The following is a 17,415-nucleotide window of genomic DNA, read 5'->3' on the forward strand; positions in this document are numbered from 1 at the left end:
GATGTATTTACGCGCAAATGACACGAAATTACGGACAGATAAATGCACTATACCAATAGTATTACCTTGTCGAAACATTTTTAGGTAGTGTTGCTGCTATGCGGCATGAACACTTGATGGAGTGCTATCCCGCTTGTTCGCTGCTATCGCTTGTCTGGCGCACCGGTCGCGGAGGCAATTGAATCGCCGCCAGCGCCCCATAAAGCGGTGGTCCGAGCACCCGCGACACCGTGCTCGCCACCACGGCACAAGCCATCAGGCTCAGCACCATTTCATGTCCATCGACCATCTCCATGACGATGATAAAAGCCGTCAACGGCGCCTGGGTCGCCGCAGCCAGGAAGCCGACCATCCCGAGCGCGATCAATGCTGGCGCATGCGGATAGCCGGTCAGCAGGGCGATGTCGTGGCCCAGGGCGGCGCCGATCGACAGCGATGGCGCGAAAATCCCGGCAGGCACGCCCGACCAGGCGGTCAGCCATGTGGCGGCGAACTTGAACAGGGCGAACGCGACCGGCACGCTGGACTCGTTCTCCAGCAGGCTGCGGGTGGCTTCATTGCCGCTGCCATAGGTGGCGCCGCCGCTGACGATGCCGATGACGGCGACCGCCAGGCCGCAGCCGAGCGCGAAACGCACCGGATGGCGGGCGCGCCAGCGGCTGGGCAGGTCGGGCGAGGTGCCGCGCAAGCTGGCCAGCAGCACCCGCGCGAACAGGCCGCCGGCGAAGCCGCACACCACGGCGGCCAGCAGTCCCGGCCACAGCAGCGCCAGGCCGATCGGGCCGGGATGAATCACGCCGAAGTGGGGGCCGTTGCCATGGACCGAGACGGCGATCAGGCCGGCCAGCACGATGCCCGCCACGATCAGGCCGCTATTGCGCTGCTCAGGTGTGCGCGACAGTTCTTCGATCGCGAACATGATGCCCGCCAGCGGGGTGTTGAAGGCGGCGGCGATGCCGGCCGCGCCGCCCGCCACTAATAAGGAGTGCGCGCTGATGCCGCTGCGCCGTGGCAACCAGCGCCGGGCCGATAGCATCACGCCGGCCGCGATCTGCACCGACGGGCCTTCGCGTCCCAGGGACAAGCCGCCCAGCAGGCCTGCCGAGGTCAGGCCGATCTTGGCAAGGCTCAGCTTGAGCGAAACGAGGAGGGGGCGGCGTCCGCCCGACAGCGCGGGATCGAGCGCCGCCATTACTTGCGGGATGCCGGAGCCGCCCGCGCCGCGCACATAACGGCGCGTCACCCAGACGATTGCGGCGCAGCACAGCGGCGTCCATATCAGGGGCGCCCACCATGCCAGGTCATTTAGTTGCTGGAATCGTCCGAAGGCGGATTCGGCGAGCCAGGTGAAGGCGACCACGACCAGGCCGGCGATGGCGGCCATGCTGACCACGACGATCCGGGTGCGCCAGAGATGAGGGGAAACGAATTCACGCCGGAAGGCGGAGCGCACATCGTGCGAAGAGGGTTCGGGCGGCATGATGGCCGGTGAATAGGGGAAGCCATCATTATAAACATTTGTACGAATGTATTGCTGTTTGGTGCGTAATTACGACACTAAACACATTAGCCGAAATTCGCACCACCCCGTCGTTCCCGCGAAGGCGGGAACCTAAGTGTGCTCGAGCTGACGGAATATATGAACAGATCGACTGCGCAACGGACTTAGGTTCCCGCCTCCGCGGGAACGACGTGCAGAGGCTACAGGCAGAATGAAGGCCCGCTTGAATTCAGGCTGCCAAACTATCGCGGCCCATCCCCCGGCGTCCCCGAACTCTCGGCCCCATCCGCCAGCCGCTCACTGATCTTGTCATTACTGGCCCGCCCCACATAATCCTGCGCCGCGCGGTCGAGATGGGTGCGCGGCGAGCCGCCGGTCGCCGCGCCGCCGATCGCCGACTGGCTGTTCTGCCCGGCTTCCGCCTTGCCCAGCACGCCGCCGGGAAGCGGCCCCGACGCATTGCCATGGCTGCTCTGCGCCGCACCCGCCGGGCCGACATTGCTTTCAGGCGAAGCCTTGGCGAAGTTGCTGTTGACGCCGGACTGCTGGTTGCCCGAGCCGATGCTCGACGTGCCGTCCTGGTCGTCGGTCACGAAGCCCGCATAGGAATCCGCGCGGCCCTGGCGCAGGCCCTGGTCCGGATTGTCCTGCTGGATGTCCTTCGATTTCTTATCTTCCATGATGCGCTCCTTGGCATAGCTGAGAAAATAATCATCTGGGTCTGCCTGCCATCGTTCCCAATAGGAGGGCAGAGCGCCTGCGCGTAGGACTTTCCGTTCAATCGGTCGCAGCCAATGCCAGCTCACTTTTCTTGATGTCGGCGATCGGTCCCAGGATGCCGCTGTCGAAGGCGCGCGGCGCCAGACCGCGCTGCCACAATCCCGGCATGTCGGGATTGGCCAGGGCGCCGCGCCCCAGCGCCAGCACATCGGCGCCGGCGGCGCGCACCTGGCCCGCGCGTTGCGCGTCATGCAAGCCGCCATTGGCGATGATGGGCACGCCCGGTGCATGTTTGCGCGCCAGTGCGACCAGGCTGTCGCCGCCATCGGTGAAGGCCGGTTGCCATGCCTCGAACTCGGTAACGTGGATGAAGTCGGCGCCGGCCCGCGCCAGTGCGCCGAAGATCGCCTGTGCATCGTGCTCGCCGCCGGGCCATTTATTGGTGAAATCGTTCACCTTGCCTTGCGAGATCCGGATGCCGACCGGCGCCTGGTCGCCCACGGCCGCCTTGACCGCCGTCAGCACCTCGACCAGCAGGCCGACACGTTGCTCGACCGGCCCGCCCCAGCGGTCGGTGCGCAGATTGGTGTGCGCGGTCAGGAACTGGTCCAGCAGATAACCGTTGGCGCCGTGGATCTCGATGCCGTCGAAGCCGGCGATGCCTACCGCGCGCACGGCGCTGTCGACGAAGCCCTGCACGACCTGCGCGATCTCTTCCTCGCCGATCTCGTGCGGCACGGCATACTCGCCTTTGCCGTAGTAAAAGGTCATCTGCTGGCCCTTCGGCTGGACGGCCGACGGCGCCACGCCGTGGCTGCGGAAGCGATTGCCCTGGCTCAGCGCGCCGGCATGCATCAGCTGGGCGAAGGCGAGGGCGCCCTGTTCGTGCAGCGCCGCCGTGATCGGCGCCCAACCGCGCGCCTGTTCGTCGTCGGCCAGGCCGGGCTGGTTCAGGTAGCCTTGCGAAAACGCCCCGTCGGTGTACAGGCCTTCGGTGATCACGAGGCCGAAGCCGCCGCGGGCAAAGCGCAGGTAGTAGTCATGCATGGCCTGGGTCGGGGCGCCTTCCGGCGTCGCGGAGACACGGGTCATCGGCGCCACCGCCAGCCGGTTGCGCAGCTTGGCGCCTTTTATATCGGTTGCGGATAAAATCTGGTTCAGGGAATCGTTCATGCCGGTCCTCGCTCGGTTGGTGTCGCTTAACGACGATGAAGCCATGGTAGGCGAGCGCCGGCGGACGATAAAGACGGGGTGGCGTGCAGCCGCTTTAACGTATTCGGTTATAAACATGCAGATTTTGGATGTACGCATCTTTCTTGCGGTGGCGGCCGGCGGCACCCTGTCGGCGGCCGCGCGCCGGCTCGATATCGGGCCGATGCAGGCCTCGCGCCGCATCGCCGCGCTCGAAGCCGAGCTTGGCGTGCGGTTGTTTCACCGCACCACGCGTTCGCTGGCGCTGACCGCCGAAGGGGAGGCCTTCGCACCGTATGCAGCCACCCTGGCCGAGGCCGAGGAGAGCGCGCGCGGCGCGCTGCGGCCCAGCGCCACGCGCGCCTCCGGCCTGCTGCGCCTGACGGCGCCCAGCGTGTTCGGCCAGGCGATCGTGCTGCCGTTGCTGCCGTCCCTGCTCGAGCGGCATCCCGACCTGCGCGTCGACCTCGACCTGTCCGACCGGGTGCAGGACATCGTCGGCCAGGGCCTGGACCTGGCGCTGCGGGTGGCCACCCTGGGCGATTCGGAACTGGTGGCGCGGCGCCTGGCCGCCAATCCGCGCCTGCTGTGCGCGGCGCCGCGCTACCTGCGCGCGCACGGCACGCCCGCCACCCTGGCCGATCTCGAACGCCACCAGTGCATCGGCCTGCACGCGGTGGCGCGCTGGCCCTTCGTGGTGGGCGCAAGCCTGCAGCGCAGGCGGGTCGATGCCCGCGTGCTCACCAGCAGCGTCGATGCCGCGCGCACCGCCGCCGTACAGGGGCTGGGCCTGGCGATGCTGACGTTCTGGGACGTGCATGAACACCTGCGCGCGGGCAGCCTGGTGCGCGTCGAACTGGAGGATGCGGCGATGGAAGTGCTGTCGGTGTGGGCCGTGACGCCGACCCGGCGCTACGTGCCGGAACGGGTCAAGGTGTTCCTCGATGCGCTGGAGGACGAGCTGGTCCGCCTGGGCGGCTGAATCAGCCTGCCTGGCGCGGGCGCACCGGCTGCAGCTGCGGCGCCAGCGCGATCACCTTGTCGCGGCCGGCCGACTTGGCCGCGTACAGCGCGGCGTCGGCGCGCGCCAGGGTCGCCTTGAACGGCTCGTCGGCCTGGGTCGCCGTCACGCCGATGCTCAGGGTCAGCGGCGGTTGTCCGGCATGGCGCTGCAGGGCGGCGGCCAACTGGCGCAGCTCGGCCTGCAGCTTGTCGCCGACCGTGCAGGCCTGGGCCAGGGTGGTGTCCGGCAGCAGCACCGCGAACTCGTCGCCGCCCAGGCGCGCCATGCAGTCGACCGCGCGCAGCGAGGCGCGGGCGCGTTCGGCCACCAGTTGCAGGGCGACGTCGCCGGCTTCGTGGCCGCCGCTGTCGTTGATTGCCTTGAAATGGTCGAGGTCGATCAGCATCAGGGCCAGCGGCTGGCCGTTGCGCCGGCTGCGCGCCAGCTCGCGCTCGGCGATGTCGAAGAAGGCCTTGCGCGACCAGGCGCCGGTCAGGTGGTCGTGGTTGGCGATGTACTCGGCCTGGTGCAGGATGTAGCGGTGCATGGTCAACAGGCCGCCGAGGGTCAGGGCTGGCAGCGCCAGCGCGGCGGCGGTCAGGATCGCCAGGCTGGCGATGCTCGGCTGCAGCAGCGAGCCAGGCGGTTCGGTCGCCAGCAGCAGCCAGGCCATGCGCACCGCGTGGCCCGTTACAATCAGGCCGCACATGAGCAGCACGAAGCGCTGCACCTTGTCGAGGGTGGCCGGCGCCTGCCGCGCCGGCGGTCCGCCCAGGGGCTGCGCCAGGCCGGCGCCGCGGCGCACCAGCACACTGCGCGCGATGTCGGCGCAGACGGCCGCCTGGAACAGCGACGCAACGGCGCTGCGCGCGGCGAAGGAATCGATACGGTAATGGAATAGCGCGATCAGCAGGCCGACGGCGCCGACCAGCAGGGCCAATGGCTTGATGCGGGCCGGCAGGCCGGCCAGCTGGCGGTAGCCGGCCGCCAGCGCCGCGCCGGCGCCGGCATAGGCCATATTCGCCACTTCATAGGCCAGCAGCGGCGGCAGTTCACGGCCGAAGGCGTACAGCAGGTTGCCAGCCAGGCCCAGCACGGTGGACGCCAGCATCGCGCGCATGCCCCGCACGTTCTCCGATCCGGCCGCCAGCAGGGCCAGGAAGACGAGAAAGCAGAGCAGGGCGGCGATCAGGAAGATCTGCTGGGTGGCGAGCATGGGAAACAGCCTATGGATCGGGCCGCTAAGATAGCAAAAGAATTTTCACAGTTAGCGGCAGCACGTCGTTCCCGCGCAGGCGGGAACCTAAGCTTGCCAGCGTACCGATGACGCAAAAAACTTGGGTTCCCGCCTGCGCGGGAACGACGTGCTGGGGTTCCGTGATACGGATGAAGCAGCATTATGCCGCTAATGTTTTGCCAGCAGGAATGTTTATCGTGACTCTTCAGCCGACCACATACCGCTTCGACACCCCCAGCCCAACAGTCTGGCCGCTGGCGCCGTAGATCGCGCCGGTCGGCGCATTGGTCGGGGTGCGCAGGGCGTTGAGCACGCCCTGGTTGTGCGCCAGTTGCTTGCTGATCAGCATGCCGTTGACGCGGTTGAGTTCCTTGGCCTCGCGGGCCACGTGCAGCATGCGTTGCCATTGTTCCCGCACTTCGCCATCGTCGCTGGCGGCCAGCCATGGCTCCATGCCCGCTTCCGATCCTTCGCATCCGGCTGCCTGCAGCGCCGCGTGGCGCTGTTGCGACAGGCTCGACAGGCTGGCCAGCAGGGCGTTCTTCTGCGTGGTCAGGCTGGATAGCTCGTCGGCGTCGAGCGCGACCAGGGATTGCTGTTCCTGTTTCATCAATGCCACGAGGGCATCGAGGTGTTGGTGTTCTGCGGCAATAGTCTGGATCGGGCTCGGCGTCATGGTTTAGCGTTGTCTTGAATGGAGCAAGTCACGTACGGTTTCTAGCAAGCCGTCCGCCACTTTCTCGGAGTTGACTTGGAACTGGCCATCGGCGATGGCCATCTTGATGCGTTCGACCTTCTTCGCGTCGAACACCTGCGCGCCGCCGCCCACTGCATTGGCCATGGCCTGGCCTTGCGAGGACAGCCGCACGCTGTCGGTCTGCGCCTGGGTCGTCGGCGCCGTCGTTGCGGCCTTGTCGGCGCCACGCGCGGTATTCGTCTGCGTGGCCGCCGGCTGGAGGCCAGGGTTGCCCTTGAGCGTATCGTTGATTTTCACAGCATCATCCTTCTCGGTTCGAAGCTACAAGCTCCGGGATCTGCTTGTTGTAACGGCTGCGCCTTTACAAACTTTAGCGATCAATCACGAAATAGACGCGTCAAAATCACAATTTCTTTACAGCACTATTTCCACCATCCCGCCGTTGCGCGCCAGGCCGCTGACGACGGTGCCGGATTGGGTGCGCACCTGCACCACCTGGCCGTCGCTGGCGTTGTTGATCGCCTTCGCTTCGCTCGAAACCGAGAAGTTCGAACCGCGCGATACCAGTCGTACCGCCTGGCCCTGCTTGATCACCTGCTGGCTGCGCAGGGTGTCGGTGCGCAACGCGGTGCCGGCCGGCAGCGAGATGGTCGGGGTGCGGCCGATCGCCTGCGCCACGTCGGTGATGATGCCGTTCGGCATGGCGGCGATGTCGGCCTTTACCAGCACCAGCTGGCTCGCATCGAGCGGCTGGCCCTGGGCCAGCGGCACGGCGGCGGCGACGTAGTCGGCCACCACGCTCACCTGCGCCTGCAGATAGAGCGACCAGGCCGGGGCGCTGCAGCGCACGCCTACCGTGGTCTTGCCCCAGGGACGGGCGCCCGGTTGCAGGAAGGCTTCCGGCGCAGGGCAGGCCGGCAGGGAGAGGCGCGGGTCGACCCCGCCCACTTTCACCGTCACCTGGCCCGGCAGGCCGGCGCTCTGGGTCTTCAGGAACTGTTCGGCGACCGCGCGCACGCTTTCCGGCTTCTGGCGCGCGGCGCCGGGCGTCTGTTGCGCCTGGGCGCCGCCAACCAGCAAAGCCAGCAGCGAAAAAGCGACAAATTGCTGTTTCATAGTGATTCCAGTTGAAGGGACATCGGGAATGCTGCAATCTTAGATCCAATGATTCCGTAGCGAAACATTGAATAGCGGGGGATTTCCACCTCCTTATTCGTCGATTGGCCGGCAGGCAGGGTCCGTATCATCGCTTCTGTCCAAACAAGCCACCATCGGAGGCAGCATGATCGGCAATCTCGACAACTACCTGCGTTTCAATGAAACCGCACTGTCCCTGCGCTCGCAGCGCCAGGAACTGCTGGCGTCGAACATCGCCAACGCCGACACGCCCAACTACAAGGCACGCGACATCGACTTCGCCAGCGCCCTGCAGAACGCGATGGCGGGCGGCAAGAACGCCGGCGCGATGAACACCACCAGCAATAACCATATGCCGCGCGGCGCCGCCACCGGCGACACCCTGGCCAATGGCACGCCGGTGATGTACCGCGGTGTGGTGCAGGGCAGCGTCGACGGCAATACCGTCGACATGGACGTCGAGCGCAACCAGTTCGCCGACAACGCGCTGCGCTACGAGGCCGGGGTCATGATGATCAACAGCCAGCTCAAGGGCCTGATGACGGCGCTGCAGAGCCAATAAGGAGCTGACTGATTATGTCGCTATTTAATATCTTCAATGTGTCGGGCTCGGCGATGAGCGCCCAGGCCCAGCGCCTGAATACCACCGCCAGCAACCTGGCCAACGCCGACAGCGCCACGTCGCCCACCGGCGAAGCCTACCGCGCCAAGGCGGTCGTGTTCGAATCGGTGCCGACCGCCTCGGGCGCCACCGGCGTGCGGGTGCGCGAAGTGGTCGAAGACCCGTCGCCGCTCAAGCAGGTCTACGATCCCAAGCATCCGATGGCCGACGACAAGGGTTATGTGTCGATGCCCAACGTGAACGTGGTCGACGAGATGGTGAACATGCTGTCGGCCTCGCGCTCCTACCAGACCAACGTCGAAACCATGAACGCAGCCAAGACCATGCTGCTCAAGACCCTGACCATCGGACAATAAACTTTTATTCATCATGACCAGCCCGATCAGCACCCAGAGTGCCGCCAATAATATCTCCGACCTGCAGTCGGCAATGAACGCCAAGCCGAAAGCCGAAGTCGATGGCGTCCAGGCCGACACCGACAAGTTCATGACCCTGCTGGTGACCCAGCTGCAGAACCAGGATCCATTGAATCCGATGGACAATGCGCAGATGACCAGCCAGCTGGCCCAGCTGCAGACCGTGACCGGCGTGAACAAGCTGAACACGACCCTGGAATCGCTCAAGGCCAGCTACCAGTCGACCGAATCGCTGCAGGCCACCCAGCTGATCGGCGCCGGCGTGCTGGTCGAGGGCGAAAACATCCTGCTGCACAAGAGCCAGGCGATCCTGGGCCTGGAGCTGGAAACCCCGGCCGACAAGGTGCAGATCACCATCGTCGATTCCAAGACCGGCAAGGACGTGGCCTCGATCGAGCTGGGCGAACAGGAAGCCGGCATCCTGCCGATCGCCTGGGACGGCGTGCCCGACCCGACCAAGGTCGACGCCGACGGCAAGCCGATCGCGCTGCCCGACGGCGCCTATACCTTCCGCGTGGAGGCTTCGCGCGGCGGCGAGAAGCTCAAGGACGTCAAGACGCTGGCCTTCGACAGCGTCGCCAGTGTCACCACCGGCGGCAAGGATGGCGTCAAACTCAATCTTCCTGGCAAGGGTGCTGTGACCCTCGCCGACATCAAGCAAGTCATGTAAGCAAGCCGCTTACGCCTTTTACTTATTCAGGAGTATTACCATGTCTTTCCAACAAGGCTTGAGCGGCTTGAACGGCGCCGCAAAATCGCTTGACGTCATCGGCAACAATATCGCCAACGCCAGCACGGTCGGCTTCAAGGGCTCGACCACCCAGTTCGCCGACGTCTACGCCAACGCGCTCAACGGCGCCGGCGGCATTTCGGCCGGTATCGGCGTCAAAGTGGCGGCCGTCGCCCAGCAGTTCAACCAGGGCAATATCGAAACCTCGGGCAATCCGCTCGACATCGCCATCAACGGCGCCGGCTTCTTCCGCATCGAACAGGCCGGCGTGGTGCAATACTCGCGCAATGGCCAGTTCTCGCTCGACAAGCAGGGCTTCATCGTCAATGCGCAGGGCGCGAAACTGACCGGCTACGGCCTGGGCCCGAACGGCCAACTGGCCGCCGGCGCGCCGGTGCCGATCAAGATCGACACCTCGGACCAGCCGCCGAAGGTCACCGAGAACATCTTTGCCGAGATCCAGCTCGATTCGCGCGTCGAACCGCCGAAGAACAAGCCGTTCAATGCGGCCGATCCTTTCTCGTACAACAAGCAGAGCGCCATGTCCACGTATGACACGCTGGGCAATCCGCATACCCTGCAACTGTATTACGTGAAGACCGAAGCCGGCACCTGGGATGTCTACACCAGCATGGGCGGCACCGAAAAAACCGCGCTGGACGTGGCCGGCGTCACGCTGACCGACGGTCCGACGCAGACCGCGCGCACGGCATGGGACAACGCGGCCACGGCCGGCAAGGGCGCCGCGATCACTGCATATGCAACCGCCGCTTCCGGCGCCGTGCTGACCCGCGCACTCGCCGCTTACACAGCCGCCGGCACCACGATGAGCGCGGACGACCAGGCCGCCATCGCCGCCGCCGCCAACGCCGCCGCCGCCGTGCCGGGCACCACGCCGGAGCAGGTCGATGCGGCCATCCTGAAGGCGCTCAAAGTGCCTGCGGCAAAGCTCGGCACCCTGAATTTCGACACCAATGGCGCCCTGAACATGGCGACCAGCGGCACCTCGCCTGGCTTCAACGGCAAGTTCTCGACGTCGCTGCCGGTGGTGCCGGCCACCGGCGCCGAACTGCAGATCCCGGTGACCTTCGACTTCACCAACAGCACCCAGTACGGCGGCCCGACCAGCGAAGGCCGCCTGGACCAGGACGGCTACAAGCCGGGCGCCCTGCAGCGCTTCACCACCGGCGCCGACGGCACCATCCTGGGCCAGTACAGCAACGGCCAGACCAAGCCGCTGGGCCAGGTGATCCTGGCCAATTTCACCAACCCGAACGGGCTGGAGTCGCTGGGCAATAACGCCTGGGCCGAATCGGCCGCCTCGGGCACTGCGCTGATCGGCACCGCCGGCACCGGCGGCATGGGCGTGATGCAGTCGGGCGCGACCGAAGCCTCGAGCGTCGACCTGACCGCCGAACTGGTCAACATGATCACCGCGCAGCGCGTCTACCAGGCGAATGCGCAGACCATCAAGACGCAGGACTCGGTGCTGCAGACGCTGGTGAACCTGCGTTAATGATCATGCCGGCGGTGGTTGAACGCGTGGACGGCAAGCCGTCCACCCTACCGCCTGCATCGTAGGGTGGACGGGTCTCCCGTCCACGCGTTCAACGCACGCTCGCGCACCAACGACGTAACACACTGCCGCACTACCGCAACAAACTAAGGACCACACCATGGACCGCCTGATCTACACCGCCGCCTCCGGCGCCAAGCACATCCTCGAGCAGCAGGCCACGACCTCGAACAACCTGGCCAACGTCAGCACCACCGGCTTCCGCGCCCAGATGGACGTGTTCCGCGCCGCGCCGGTGCAGGGCCCGGGCCTGCCGACGCGCGCCTTCGTGGTCGACTCGACCGCCGGCAACGATTTTTCGTCGGGCGCGCTGCAGGTCACGGGCCGCGACCTGGACGTGGCGGTGAAAGGGCAGGGCTGGCTGGCGGTGCAGATGCCGGACGGTACCGAGGCATATACCCGCAACGGTTCGCTGCAGATGAGTCCGAACGGCGTGCTGACCACGGCATCCGGCCAGACCATCGCCGGCGAGGGCGGTCCGATCACGCTTCCGCCCGACGCCACCGTGACGGTCGGCGGCGACGGCACCGTCTCGACCATCTCCAACGTCGATTCGCCGGCTGCGCCGGCCGTGCTGGGGCGCCTGAAGCTGGTCAACCCGCCGGAAGGCGACCTGGTGCGCGGCGACGACGGATTGTTCCGCCTGAAGGATGGCGGCAACGCCCAGCTCGACCCCAATGTGCGGGTGGCGGGCGGCGCGCTCGAGGGCAGCAACGTCAATCCGGTCGATTGCATGGTCGACATGATTTCCCTGGCAAGGTCGTTCGACACGCAAATGAGCCTGTTGAAGAACGCCGAGAATAACGCCGCAAAAGCGACCCAGATCCTCGCTTTGAATTGATAGTTGCCCCGGCATAATTCTATTGTGCGTGGCGGTGTTCGCCTGCCACCAATAGGAGAATGCCATGATTCGTTCGCTGTATATCGCCAAGACCGGTCTGGAAGCCCAGCAGACCAACCTGGACGTCATTTCGAACAACCTCGCCAACGTCAGCACCAACGGCTTCAAGAAGTCGCGCGCCGTGTTCGAGGACCTGCTGTACCAGAACGTGCGCCAGCCGGGCGCCCAGTCGTCGCAGCAAACCAACCTGCCATCGGGCCTGCAGATCGGTACCGGCGTGCGCACCGTCGCCACCGAGCGCATCCACACCCAGGGCAATCCCCAGCTGACCGGCAATGACAAGGACGTCATGGTCAACGGTCCTGGCTATTTCCCGGTCATGATGCCGGACGGCACCCAGGCATATACCCGCGACGGCTCCTTCCAGAAAGACCAGAACGGCCAGCTCGTCACCTCGAGCGGCTTCGTGGTCCAGCCCGCCATCACCGTGCCGGTGAATGCCGAATCGATCAGCGTCGGCCGTGACGGCACCGTGTCGGTCAAGATCGCCGGCGAAGCCGCGATGACCCAGATCGGCGCCCTGCAGCTGGCCACCTTCATCAATCCCGCCGGCCTCGAGTCGCGCGGCGAGAACCTGTACGTCGAAACCACCGCCTCCGGCGCGCCGAACCTGAACGTGCCTGGCACCAATGGCGCCGGCAACCTGATGCAGGGTTACGTCGAAGCCTCGAACGTCAACGTGGTCGAAGAGATGGTCGCGATGATCCAGACCCAGCGCGCCTACGAGATCAACAGCAAGGCGATCACGACGTCCGACCAGATGCTCCAGAAACTGTCGCAGCTCTAATCCAGTCCTCATGAAAATCCTGTCCCTGTCCTTGGTTGCAGCCGTGGTCCTGCTTGCCGGTTGCAATACCGCGCCGACCACCATCGTGCAAGGCCCGACCAGCGCCCGTCCGATGATGGTCGACAACGCGCCGGCCACCGATGGCGCCATCTTCAACGTCAACAGCTACCGCCCGATGTTCGAAGACCGCCGCGCGCGCCATATCGGCGACCTGCTGACCGTCAACATCAGCGAGCGCACCAGCGCCACCAAGGCCGGCGCCAGCTCGGGTAACAAGACCGGCAGCGCCAGCTTCACCGCGCCTGGCCTGCTGGCTGGCGTCATCGGCGCCGGTGTCGACCTCGAGTCGGGCACCAAGTTTGCCGACGGCGACAACCAGAGCGCCTCGAACAACTTCACCGGCACCATCGGCGTGACCGTCACCGAAGTGCTGCCCAACGGTAACCTGATCGTGGCCGGCGAAAAGCAGGTCGCGATGAACAAGGGCACCGAGTTCATCCGTTTCTCGGGCATGGTCAGCCCGGACACCATCCAGGCCGGCAATACGGTCTCGTCGGCGCTGATCGCCGATGCGCGGGTCGAATACCGCACCAACAGCCGTCTCGACCGCGCCGAGGTGACCTCGATGCTGTCGCGTTTCTTCCTGTCGATGCTGCCGTTCTGATTGTTAGAGAATCCCATGCGTAAAATCACCGTCTTCATGCTGCTCGCCGCCGTGCTCGGGGGAACTGCTCCAGTAGCCCAGGCCGAGCGCCTGAAGGACCTGGCGACCATCGCCGGCGTGCGCCAGAACCAATTGTCCGGCTACGGCATCGTCGTGGGCCTGGATGGCACCGGCGACCAGACCACGCAGACCCCATTCACCGTGCAGTCGATCAAGGCGATGCTGCAGCAGAAGGGCGTCAACCTGCCGCCCGGCGTCCAGCTGCAGCTCAAGAACGTGGCGGCCGTCATGGTCACCACCTCGCTGCCGGCCTTCGCCCAGCCGGGCCAGACGCTGGACGTCACGGTGTCGTCGATCGGCAACGCGAAAAGCCTGCGCGGCGGCACCTTGCTGATGGCGCCGCTGCACGGCGCCGACGGCCAGGTGTACGCGATGGCCCAGGGCAGCCTGGTGGTCGGCGGCGTCGGCGCGCAAGCCCCGGGCGGCGGCGCGCAGGTGCAGGTCAATCACCTGTCGGTGGGCCGCGTCTCGGGCGGCGCGACCGTCGAGCGCGCGGTGGCCTCGAACCTGGGCGCCGACAACCAGATCCGCCTGGAACTGAAAGAGACCGACTTCGCCACCGCGGCGCGCGTCGTGGAAGCTGTCAACGACCAGTTCGGTCCTGGCGTCGCGACCGCCCTGGACGGCCGCGTGGTGCGCGTGCGCACCCCGTCGTCGAGCGACCAGCGCGTGGCCTTCCTGGGCCAGCTGGAACAGATCGACGTCAAGCAGCCGCTGGCCTCGGCCAAGGTAATCATGAACGCGCGCACCGGTTCGGTGGTGATGAACCAGGCCGTGATGCTGGACGACTGCGCGATCTCGCACGGCAACCTGTCGATCACGATCGGCAACGACACCCAGGTGAGCCAGCCGAATCCGGGCACCCTGGGCGCCACCGTCGTGACCCAGAATCCGAGCGTCGAGATCCGAAAGGAACCGGGCCAGGTGCTCAACGTGAAGGGCGGCGCTTCGCTGGCCGAAGTGGTGAAGGCGATGAATTCGATCGGCGCCACCCCGCAAGACCTGCTGGCCATCCTGCAGGCGCTGAAGGCGTCCGGTTCGCTGCGCGCCGAACTCGAAATCATCTGATCGCATCTCAAATTAACCTGCCGAGCCACGCATGATCGCTTCGACCACTTCCGCCGACCAGACCGCCAAACTGGCGCTCGACACCAACAGCCTCAATGGCTTGCGGCAGAGCGCGAAGGACGGCTCGCCGGCCGCCATGAAGGAAGCGGCGACCCAGTTCGAAGCGATGTTCATCAATATGATGATGAAGAGCATGCGCGACGCCACGCCGCAGGAAGGCCTGATGGACAACCAGCAGACCAAGACCTTCACCACCATGCTCGACCAGCAGACCAGCCAGAATCTGGCCAAGCGCGGCGTCGGCCTGGCCGACGTGCTGGTGCGTCAGCTGAGCTCGCAGCAGATGGGCCAGCAGGCGCTGGCGATCGGCGCCGACGGTGTGAGCGCCGGTGCTGCTGCTGGTGCTGCCGGCGTCACCGCGCCTGGCATGAAGGGCCTGCCGACGGCGATGAACGCCGCCGCCATGTACCAGAATGGCGCGATGGCCGGCTCGGCCGCCAGCAAGGCGCCGCCGCTGGCCGCCACCACCGAGAGTGGCCGGGTGCAGGCGCCGCACGTGCGCGCCTTCCAGGAAAAGATGCATGAGCACGCCCACGCCGCCGAGCAGACCACCGGCGTGCCGGCCAAGTTCATGCTGGGCCAGGCTGCGCTCGAGACCGGCTGGGGCAAGCGCATGATCAAGAATGCCGACGGCACCAGCAGCAACAACCTGTTCGGCATCAAGGCCGGCCCTGGCTGGAAAGGCAAGGTTGCCACCGCCGTGACCACCGAGTACGTGAACGGCAAGCCGCAGACCCGGGTCGAGAAATTCCGCGCCTACGATACGCCGGCCGATTCCTTCCGCGACTATGCCAAGCTGATCGCCAACAATCCGCGTTACGAAAAAGTCATCGCCAGCGGTGGCGATGCCGAGTCGTTCGCCAAGGGCCTGCAGCGCGCCGGCTATGCGACCGACCCGAATTACGCGGCCAAGCTGACCCGATTGATCAAGAACTCGCTGGCCTGAAGACCTGGCCCAGAAAAATGTCCTTACAAATGACCGTCAAGTTTTCCCAAAAACTGCCGTAGACGGACTTGTTAAAGAGAGAAAAAAATCATGAGTAGCCTCCTCGCCATCGGTAAAACAGGTCTGTACGCAGCACAGGCGGCCCTGTCCACGACCGGCCACAACATCACCAACGCCAATGTGGCCGGCTATAGCCGCCAGGTGGTGGTGCAGGCGACCGCGGCGGCCCTGAACACCGGCGTCGGCTTTATGGGCACCGGCACCCAGATTTCGCAGATCAAGCGCTACAGCGACGACTTTCTCAATACCCAAGTACGCACCGCCCAGGCCGGCACGAGCGGCCTGGAATCGTATTATTCGCAGATCAAGCAGATCGACAACCTGCTTGCCGACACCACCTCGGGCCTGACCCCGGCGACCCAGGGCTTCTTCAAGGGCATCCAGGACATGGCGGCCAACCGCGCCTCGGTGCCGTCGCGCCAGGCGATGCTGTCGAGCGCCGAGACGCTGGCCACGCGCCTGAACGACCTCGATGCGCGCCTCGGCCAGATCCGCGAAGGCGTCAATTCCGAGATCGAGTCGAGCGTCACCGCGATCAACACCTATGCCAAGCAGATCGCCAAGCTCAATGACCAGATCGGCAACTACGCATCGTCGGATCAGCGTCCGCCGAACGACCTGCTGGACCAGCGCGACCAACTGGTGCTGGAACTGAACAAATACGTCAAGGCCGACGCCCGGCCAGGCGACAACAACAGCCTGACCGTGTCGATCGGCAATGGCCAACCGCTGGTGGTGGGCCAGGATTCCTTCCAGCTGGCAGCCATGGCGTCGCCAACCGACCTGAGCCGCCTCGAAGTGGGCTACCTGGTGGGCGGCAAGGTGTCGGTGCTGCCGGACGGCGCGCTGCCCGGTGGCAAGCTGGGCGGTGCGCTAGATTTCCGCAGCACGACCCTGGACAAGGCCCAGAGCCAGCTGGGCAAGATCGCGGTCGGCCTGGCCTTCGAGTTCAACCAGCAGCACGAGCTGGGCCTGGACCAGAATGGCCAGCCGGGCAAGCCCTTCTTCAATATCGCGCCGGGATTTGTCGGCGCAAGCATCAATAACGCCAAGGGCACCGCCGCTGATCCCGCCGCCGCAGTGACTGCCAAGATCGTCGATCCGAGCAAGCTGAGCGACAACGACTACGAGGTCAAGTTCAACGATGGCGAATACCATGTTGTCAGCCTGCCGAGCCGGCAAGCGGTCGGTTCGGTCGAGCCGGATGCCGACGGCAATGCCACGCTGGTCGTGAACGGCGTCGAACTTTCGTTCTCCGAGCGTCCACGCCAGGGCGATACCTTCCTGGTGCGTCCGACCATCAATGGCGCCTCCGATTTCAAGGTGTTGATCAACGACGTGTCGCAGATCGCAGCGGCGGCGCCGATCCTGGGTGGCGACCTGCCGACCAACACCGGCACCGGCAAGATCTCCGAGACCAAGGTCGACAGCGAGTTCCTGGACACGCCGCCGGCGCTGCCGATCACGCTCACCTTCAACAAGGGCACGCCCGCCGCGCCTCCCGCGCCCGCCACGCCCGACACGCTGACCGGTTTCCCGGCCGGCGAGACCATCTACAAGGTGGACGCCAAGGGCAACAAGACCGAAATCACCGGCCCTGTCGAATTCGAGAACGGCGCCACCTACAGCTTCGGCGGCATCAGCGTGACCATGACCGGCGCGCCCAACGGCGGCGACCAGTTCACCATCAGCGACAACAGCAGCGGCGTCGGCGACACCCGCAATATCGCGGCGCTGGGCGAGCTGCAGACCAAGAACATCTTCAACGGCGGCACCGCCACCCTGCAGTCGTCGTACGCCCAGATGGTGAGCGAAGTCGGCAACAAGACGCGCGAAGTCCAGATCAACGCCGCGGCCGGCAATGCCCAACTGGCGCAGGCCCAGGGCGCGCAGGCCGACGTCTCGGGCGTCAACCTGGACGAGGAAGCCACCAACCTGATCAAGTACCAGCAGGCCTACCAGGCGGCCAGCAAGGTGATGCAGATCGCCGGCACGATCTTCGACTCGCTGCTGTCGATCAGCCGCTAACGCCCGGGCCC

General features: G+C 65.6%; 18 protein-coding genes. 11 read left to right on the forward strand and 7 right to left on the reverse strand.

Annotated elements, in window-relative coordinates:
* Window positions 1-124: 124 nt before the first annotated feature.
* The 3 genes from SOM28_RS10235 to SOM28_RS10245 all read right to left on the reverse strand — a co-directional run bounded on the left by SOM28_RS10235 (window position 125) and on the right by SOM28_RS10245 (window position 3,394).
* On the reverse strand, window positions 125-1,480 hold the full coding sequence (locus SOM28_RS10235; RefSeq protein ID WP_320468036.1) for a chloride channel protein: 1,356 nt from the start codon (window positions 1,478-1,480) through the stop codon (window positions 125-127).
* Window positions 1,481-1,743: 263 nt separating this feature from the next.
* Window positions 1,744-2,181, reverse strand: coding sequence for a hypothetical protein (locus SOM28_RS10240; RefSeq protein ID WP_320468037.1), 438 nt, complete (start codon window positions 2,179-2,181; stop codon window positions 1,744-1,746).
* Between the two features lie 97 nt (window positions 2,182-2,278).
* The gene (locus SOM28_RS10245; RefSeq protein ID WP_320468038.1) at window positions 2,279-3,394 is read right to left on the reverse strand and encodes an NADH:flavin oxidoreductase; all 1,116 of its coding nucleotides are present in this window, start codon (window positions 3,392-3,394) and stop codon (window positions 2,279-2,281) included.
* Between the two features lie 115 nt (window positions 3,395-3,509).
* On the opposite strand from SOM28_RS10245, the gene SOM28_RS10250 reads away from it, so the two are divergent.
* Window positions 3,510-4,394 carry a LysR family transcriptional regulator gene (locus SOM28_RS10250; protein WP_320468039.1) on the forward strand — a complete coding sequence of 295 codons (885 nt, stop codon included), beginning with the start codon at window positions 3,510-3,512 and terminating at the stop codon, window positions 4,392-4,394.
* 1 nt (window position 4,395) lies between these two features.
* Here the strand turns inward: SOM28_RS10250 and SOM28_RS10255 are convergent, their stop codons facing one another.
* The 4 genes from SOM28_RS10255 to flgA all read right to left on the reverse strand — a co-directional run bounded on the left by SOM28_RS10255 (window position 4,396) and on the right by flgA (window position 7,465).
* On the reverse strand, window positions 4,396-5,631 hold the full coding sequence (locus tag SOM28_RS10255; protein ID WP_123067765.1) for a GGDEF domain-containing protein: 1,236 nt from the start codon (window positions 5,629-5,631) through the stop codon (window positions 4,396-4,398).
* Between the two features lie 226 nt (window positions 5,632-5,857).
* Window positions 5,858-6,328 carry a flagella synthesis protein FlgN gene (locus tag SOM28_RS10260; protein ID WP_123067764.1) on the reverse strand — a complete coding sequence of 157 codons (471 nt, stop codon included), beginning with the start codon at window positions 6,326-6,328 and terminating at the stop codon, window positions 5,858-5,860.
* A 3-nt stretch (window positions 6,329-6,331) separates the two neighbouring features.
* Complete coding sequence (gene flgM, locus SOM28_RS10265; RefSeq protein WP_147934366.1) at window positions 6,332-6,646, reverse strand: flagellar biosynthesis anti-sigma factor FlgM; 315 nt, start codon at window positions 6,644-6,646, stop codon at window positions 6,332-6,334.
* Window positions 6,647-6,763: 117 nt separating this feature from the next.
* Window positions 6,764-7,465, reverse strand: a complete 702-nt coding sequence (gene flgA / locus SOM28_RS10270; RefSeq protein WP_123067763.1) for a flagellar basal body P-ring formation chaperone FlgA — start codon at window positions 7,463-7,465, stop codon at window positions 6,764-6,766.
* Window positions 7,466-7,631: 166 nt separating this feature from the next.
* On the opposite strand from flgA, the gene flgB reads away from it, so the two are divergent.
* The 10 genes from flgB to flgK all read left to right on the forward strand — a co-directional run bounded on the left by flgB (window position 7,632) and on the right by flgK (window position 17,404).
* A complete protein-coding gene (gene flgB, locus SOM28_RS10275) occupies window positions 7,632-8,048 on the forward strand; it encodes a flagellar basal body rod protein FlgB (RefSeq protein WP_123067762.1) in 417 nt (138 codons plus the stop codon).
* 14 nt (window positions 8,049-8,062) lie between these two features.
* Window positions 8,063-8,464, forward strand: coding sequence for a flagellar basal body rod protein FlgC (flgC, locus tag SOM28_RS10280; protein WP_071361650.1), 402 nt, complete (start codon window positions 8,063-8,065; stop codon window positions 8,462-8,464).
* Window positions 8,465-8,477: 13 nt separating this feature from the next.
* Window positions 8,478-9,194: a flagellar hook assembly protein FlgD gene (locus SOM28_RS10285; protein ID WP_123067761.1), complete on the forward strand. Its 717-nt coding sequence runs from the start codon at window positions 8,478-8,480 to the stop codon at window positions 9,192-9,194.
* 40 nt (window positions 9,195-9,234) lie between these two features.
* Window positions 9,235-10,770 (forward strand): flagellar hook protein FlgE, encoded by a 1,536-nt coding sequence (locus tag SOM28_RS10290; protein WP_320468040.1) that lies wholly within the window; start codon window positions 9,235-9,237, stop codon window positions 10,768-10,770.
* A gap of 160 nt (window positions 10,771-10,930) precedes the next feature.
* A complete protein-coding gene (gene flgF / locus SOM28_RS10295) occupies window positions 10,931-11,671 on the forward strand; it encodes a flagellar basal-body rod protein FlgF (RefSeq protein WP_320468041.1) in 741 nt (246 codons plus the stop codon).
* 64 nt (window positions 11,672-11,735) lie between these two features.
* The gene (flgG, locus tag SOM28_RS10300) at window positions 11,736-12,518 is read left to right on the forward strand and encodes a flagellar basal-body rod protein FlgG (protein ID WP_123067758.1); all 783 of its coding nucleotides are present in this window, start codon (window positions 11,736-11,738) and stop codon (window positions 12,516-12,518) included.
* Between the two features lie 10 nt (window positions 12,519-12,528).
* Window positions 12,529-13,182: a flagellar basal body L-ring protein FlgH gene (locus tag SOM28_RS10305; protein WP_320468042.1), complete on the forward strand. Its 654-nt coding sequence runs from the start codon at window positions 12,529-12,531 to the stop codon at window positions 13,180-13,182.
* 15 nt (window positions 13,183-13,197) lie between these two features.
* The gene (locus SOM28_RS10310) at window positions 13,198-14,310 is read left to right on the forward strand and encodes a flagellar basal body P-ring protein FlgI (protein WP_320468043.1); all 1,113 of its coding nucleotides are present in this window, start codon (window positions 13,198-13,200) and stop codon (window positions 14,308-14,310) included.
* Between the two features lie 31 nt (window positions 14,311-14,341).
* On the forward strand, window positions 14,342-15,316 hold the full coding sequence (flgJ, locus tag SOM28_RS10315) for a flagellar assembly peptidoglycan hydrolase FlgJ (protein ID WP_320468044.1): 975 nt from the start codon (window positions 14,342-14,344) through the stop codon (window positions 15,314-15,316).
* Between the two features lie 90 nt (window positions 15,317-15,406).
* Entirely contained in the window at window positions 15,407-17,404 is a 1,998-nt protein-coding gene (gene flgK, locus SOM28_RS10320; protein WP_123067754.1) for a flagellar hook-associated protein FlgK, read from the forward strand.
* Window positions 17,405-17,415: the final 11 nt, after the last annotated feature.

Origin of the sequence: Massilia sp. CFBP9026 (assembly GCF_034045165.1) — a bacterium.
Lineage (GTDB): Bacteria > Pseudomonadota > Gammaproteobacteria > Burkholderiales > Burkholderiaceae_D > Telluria > Telluria arenae.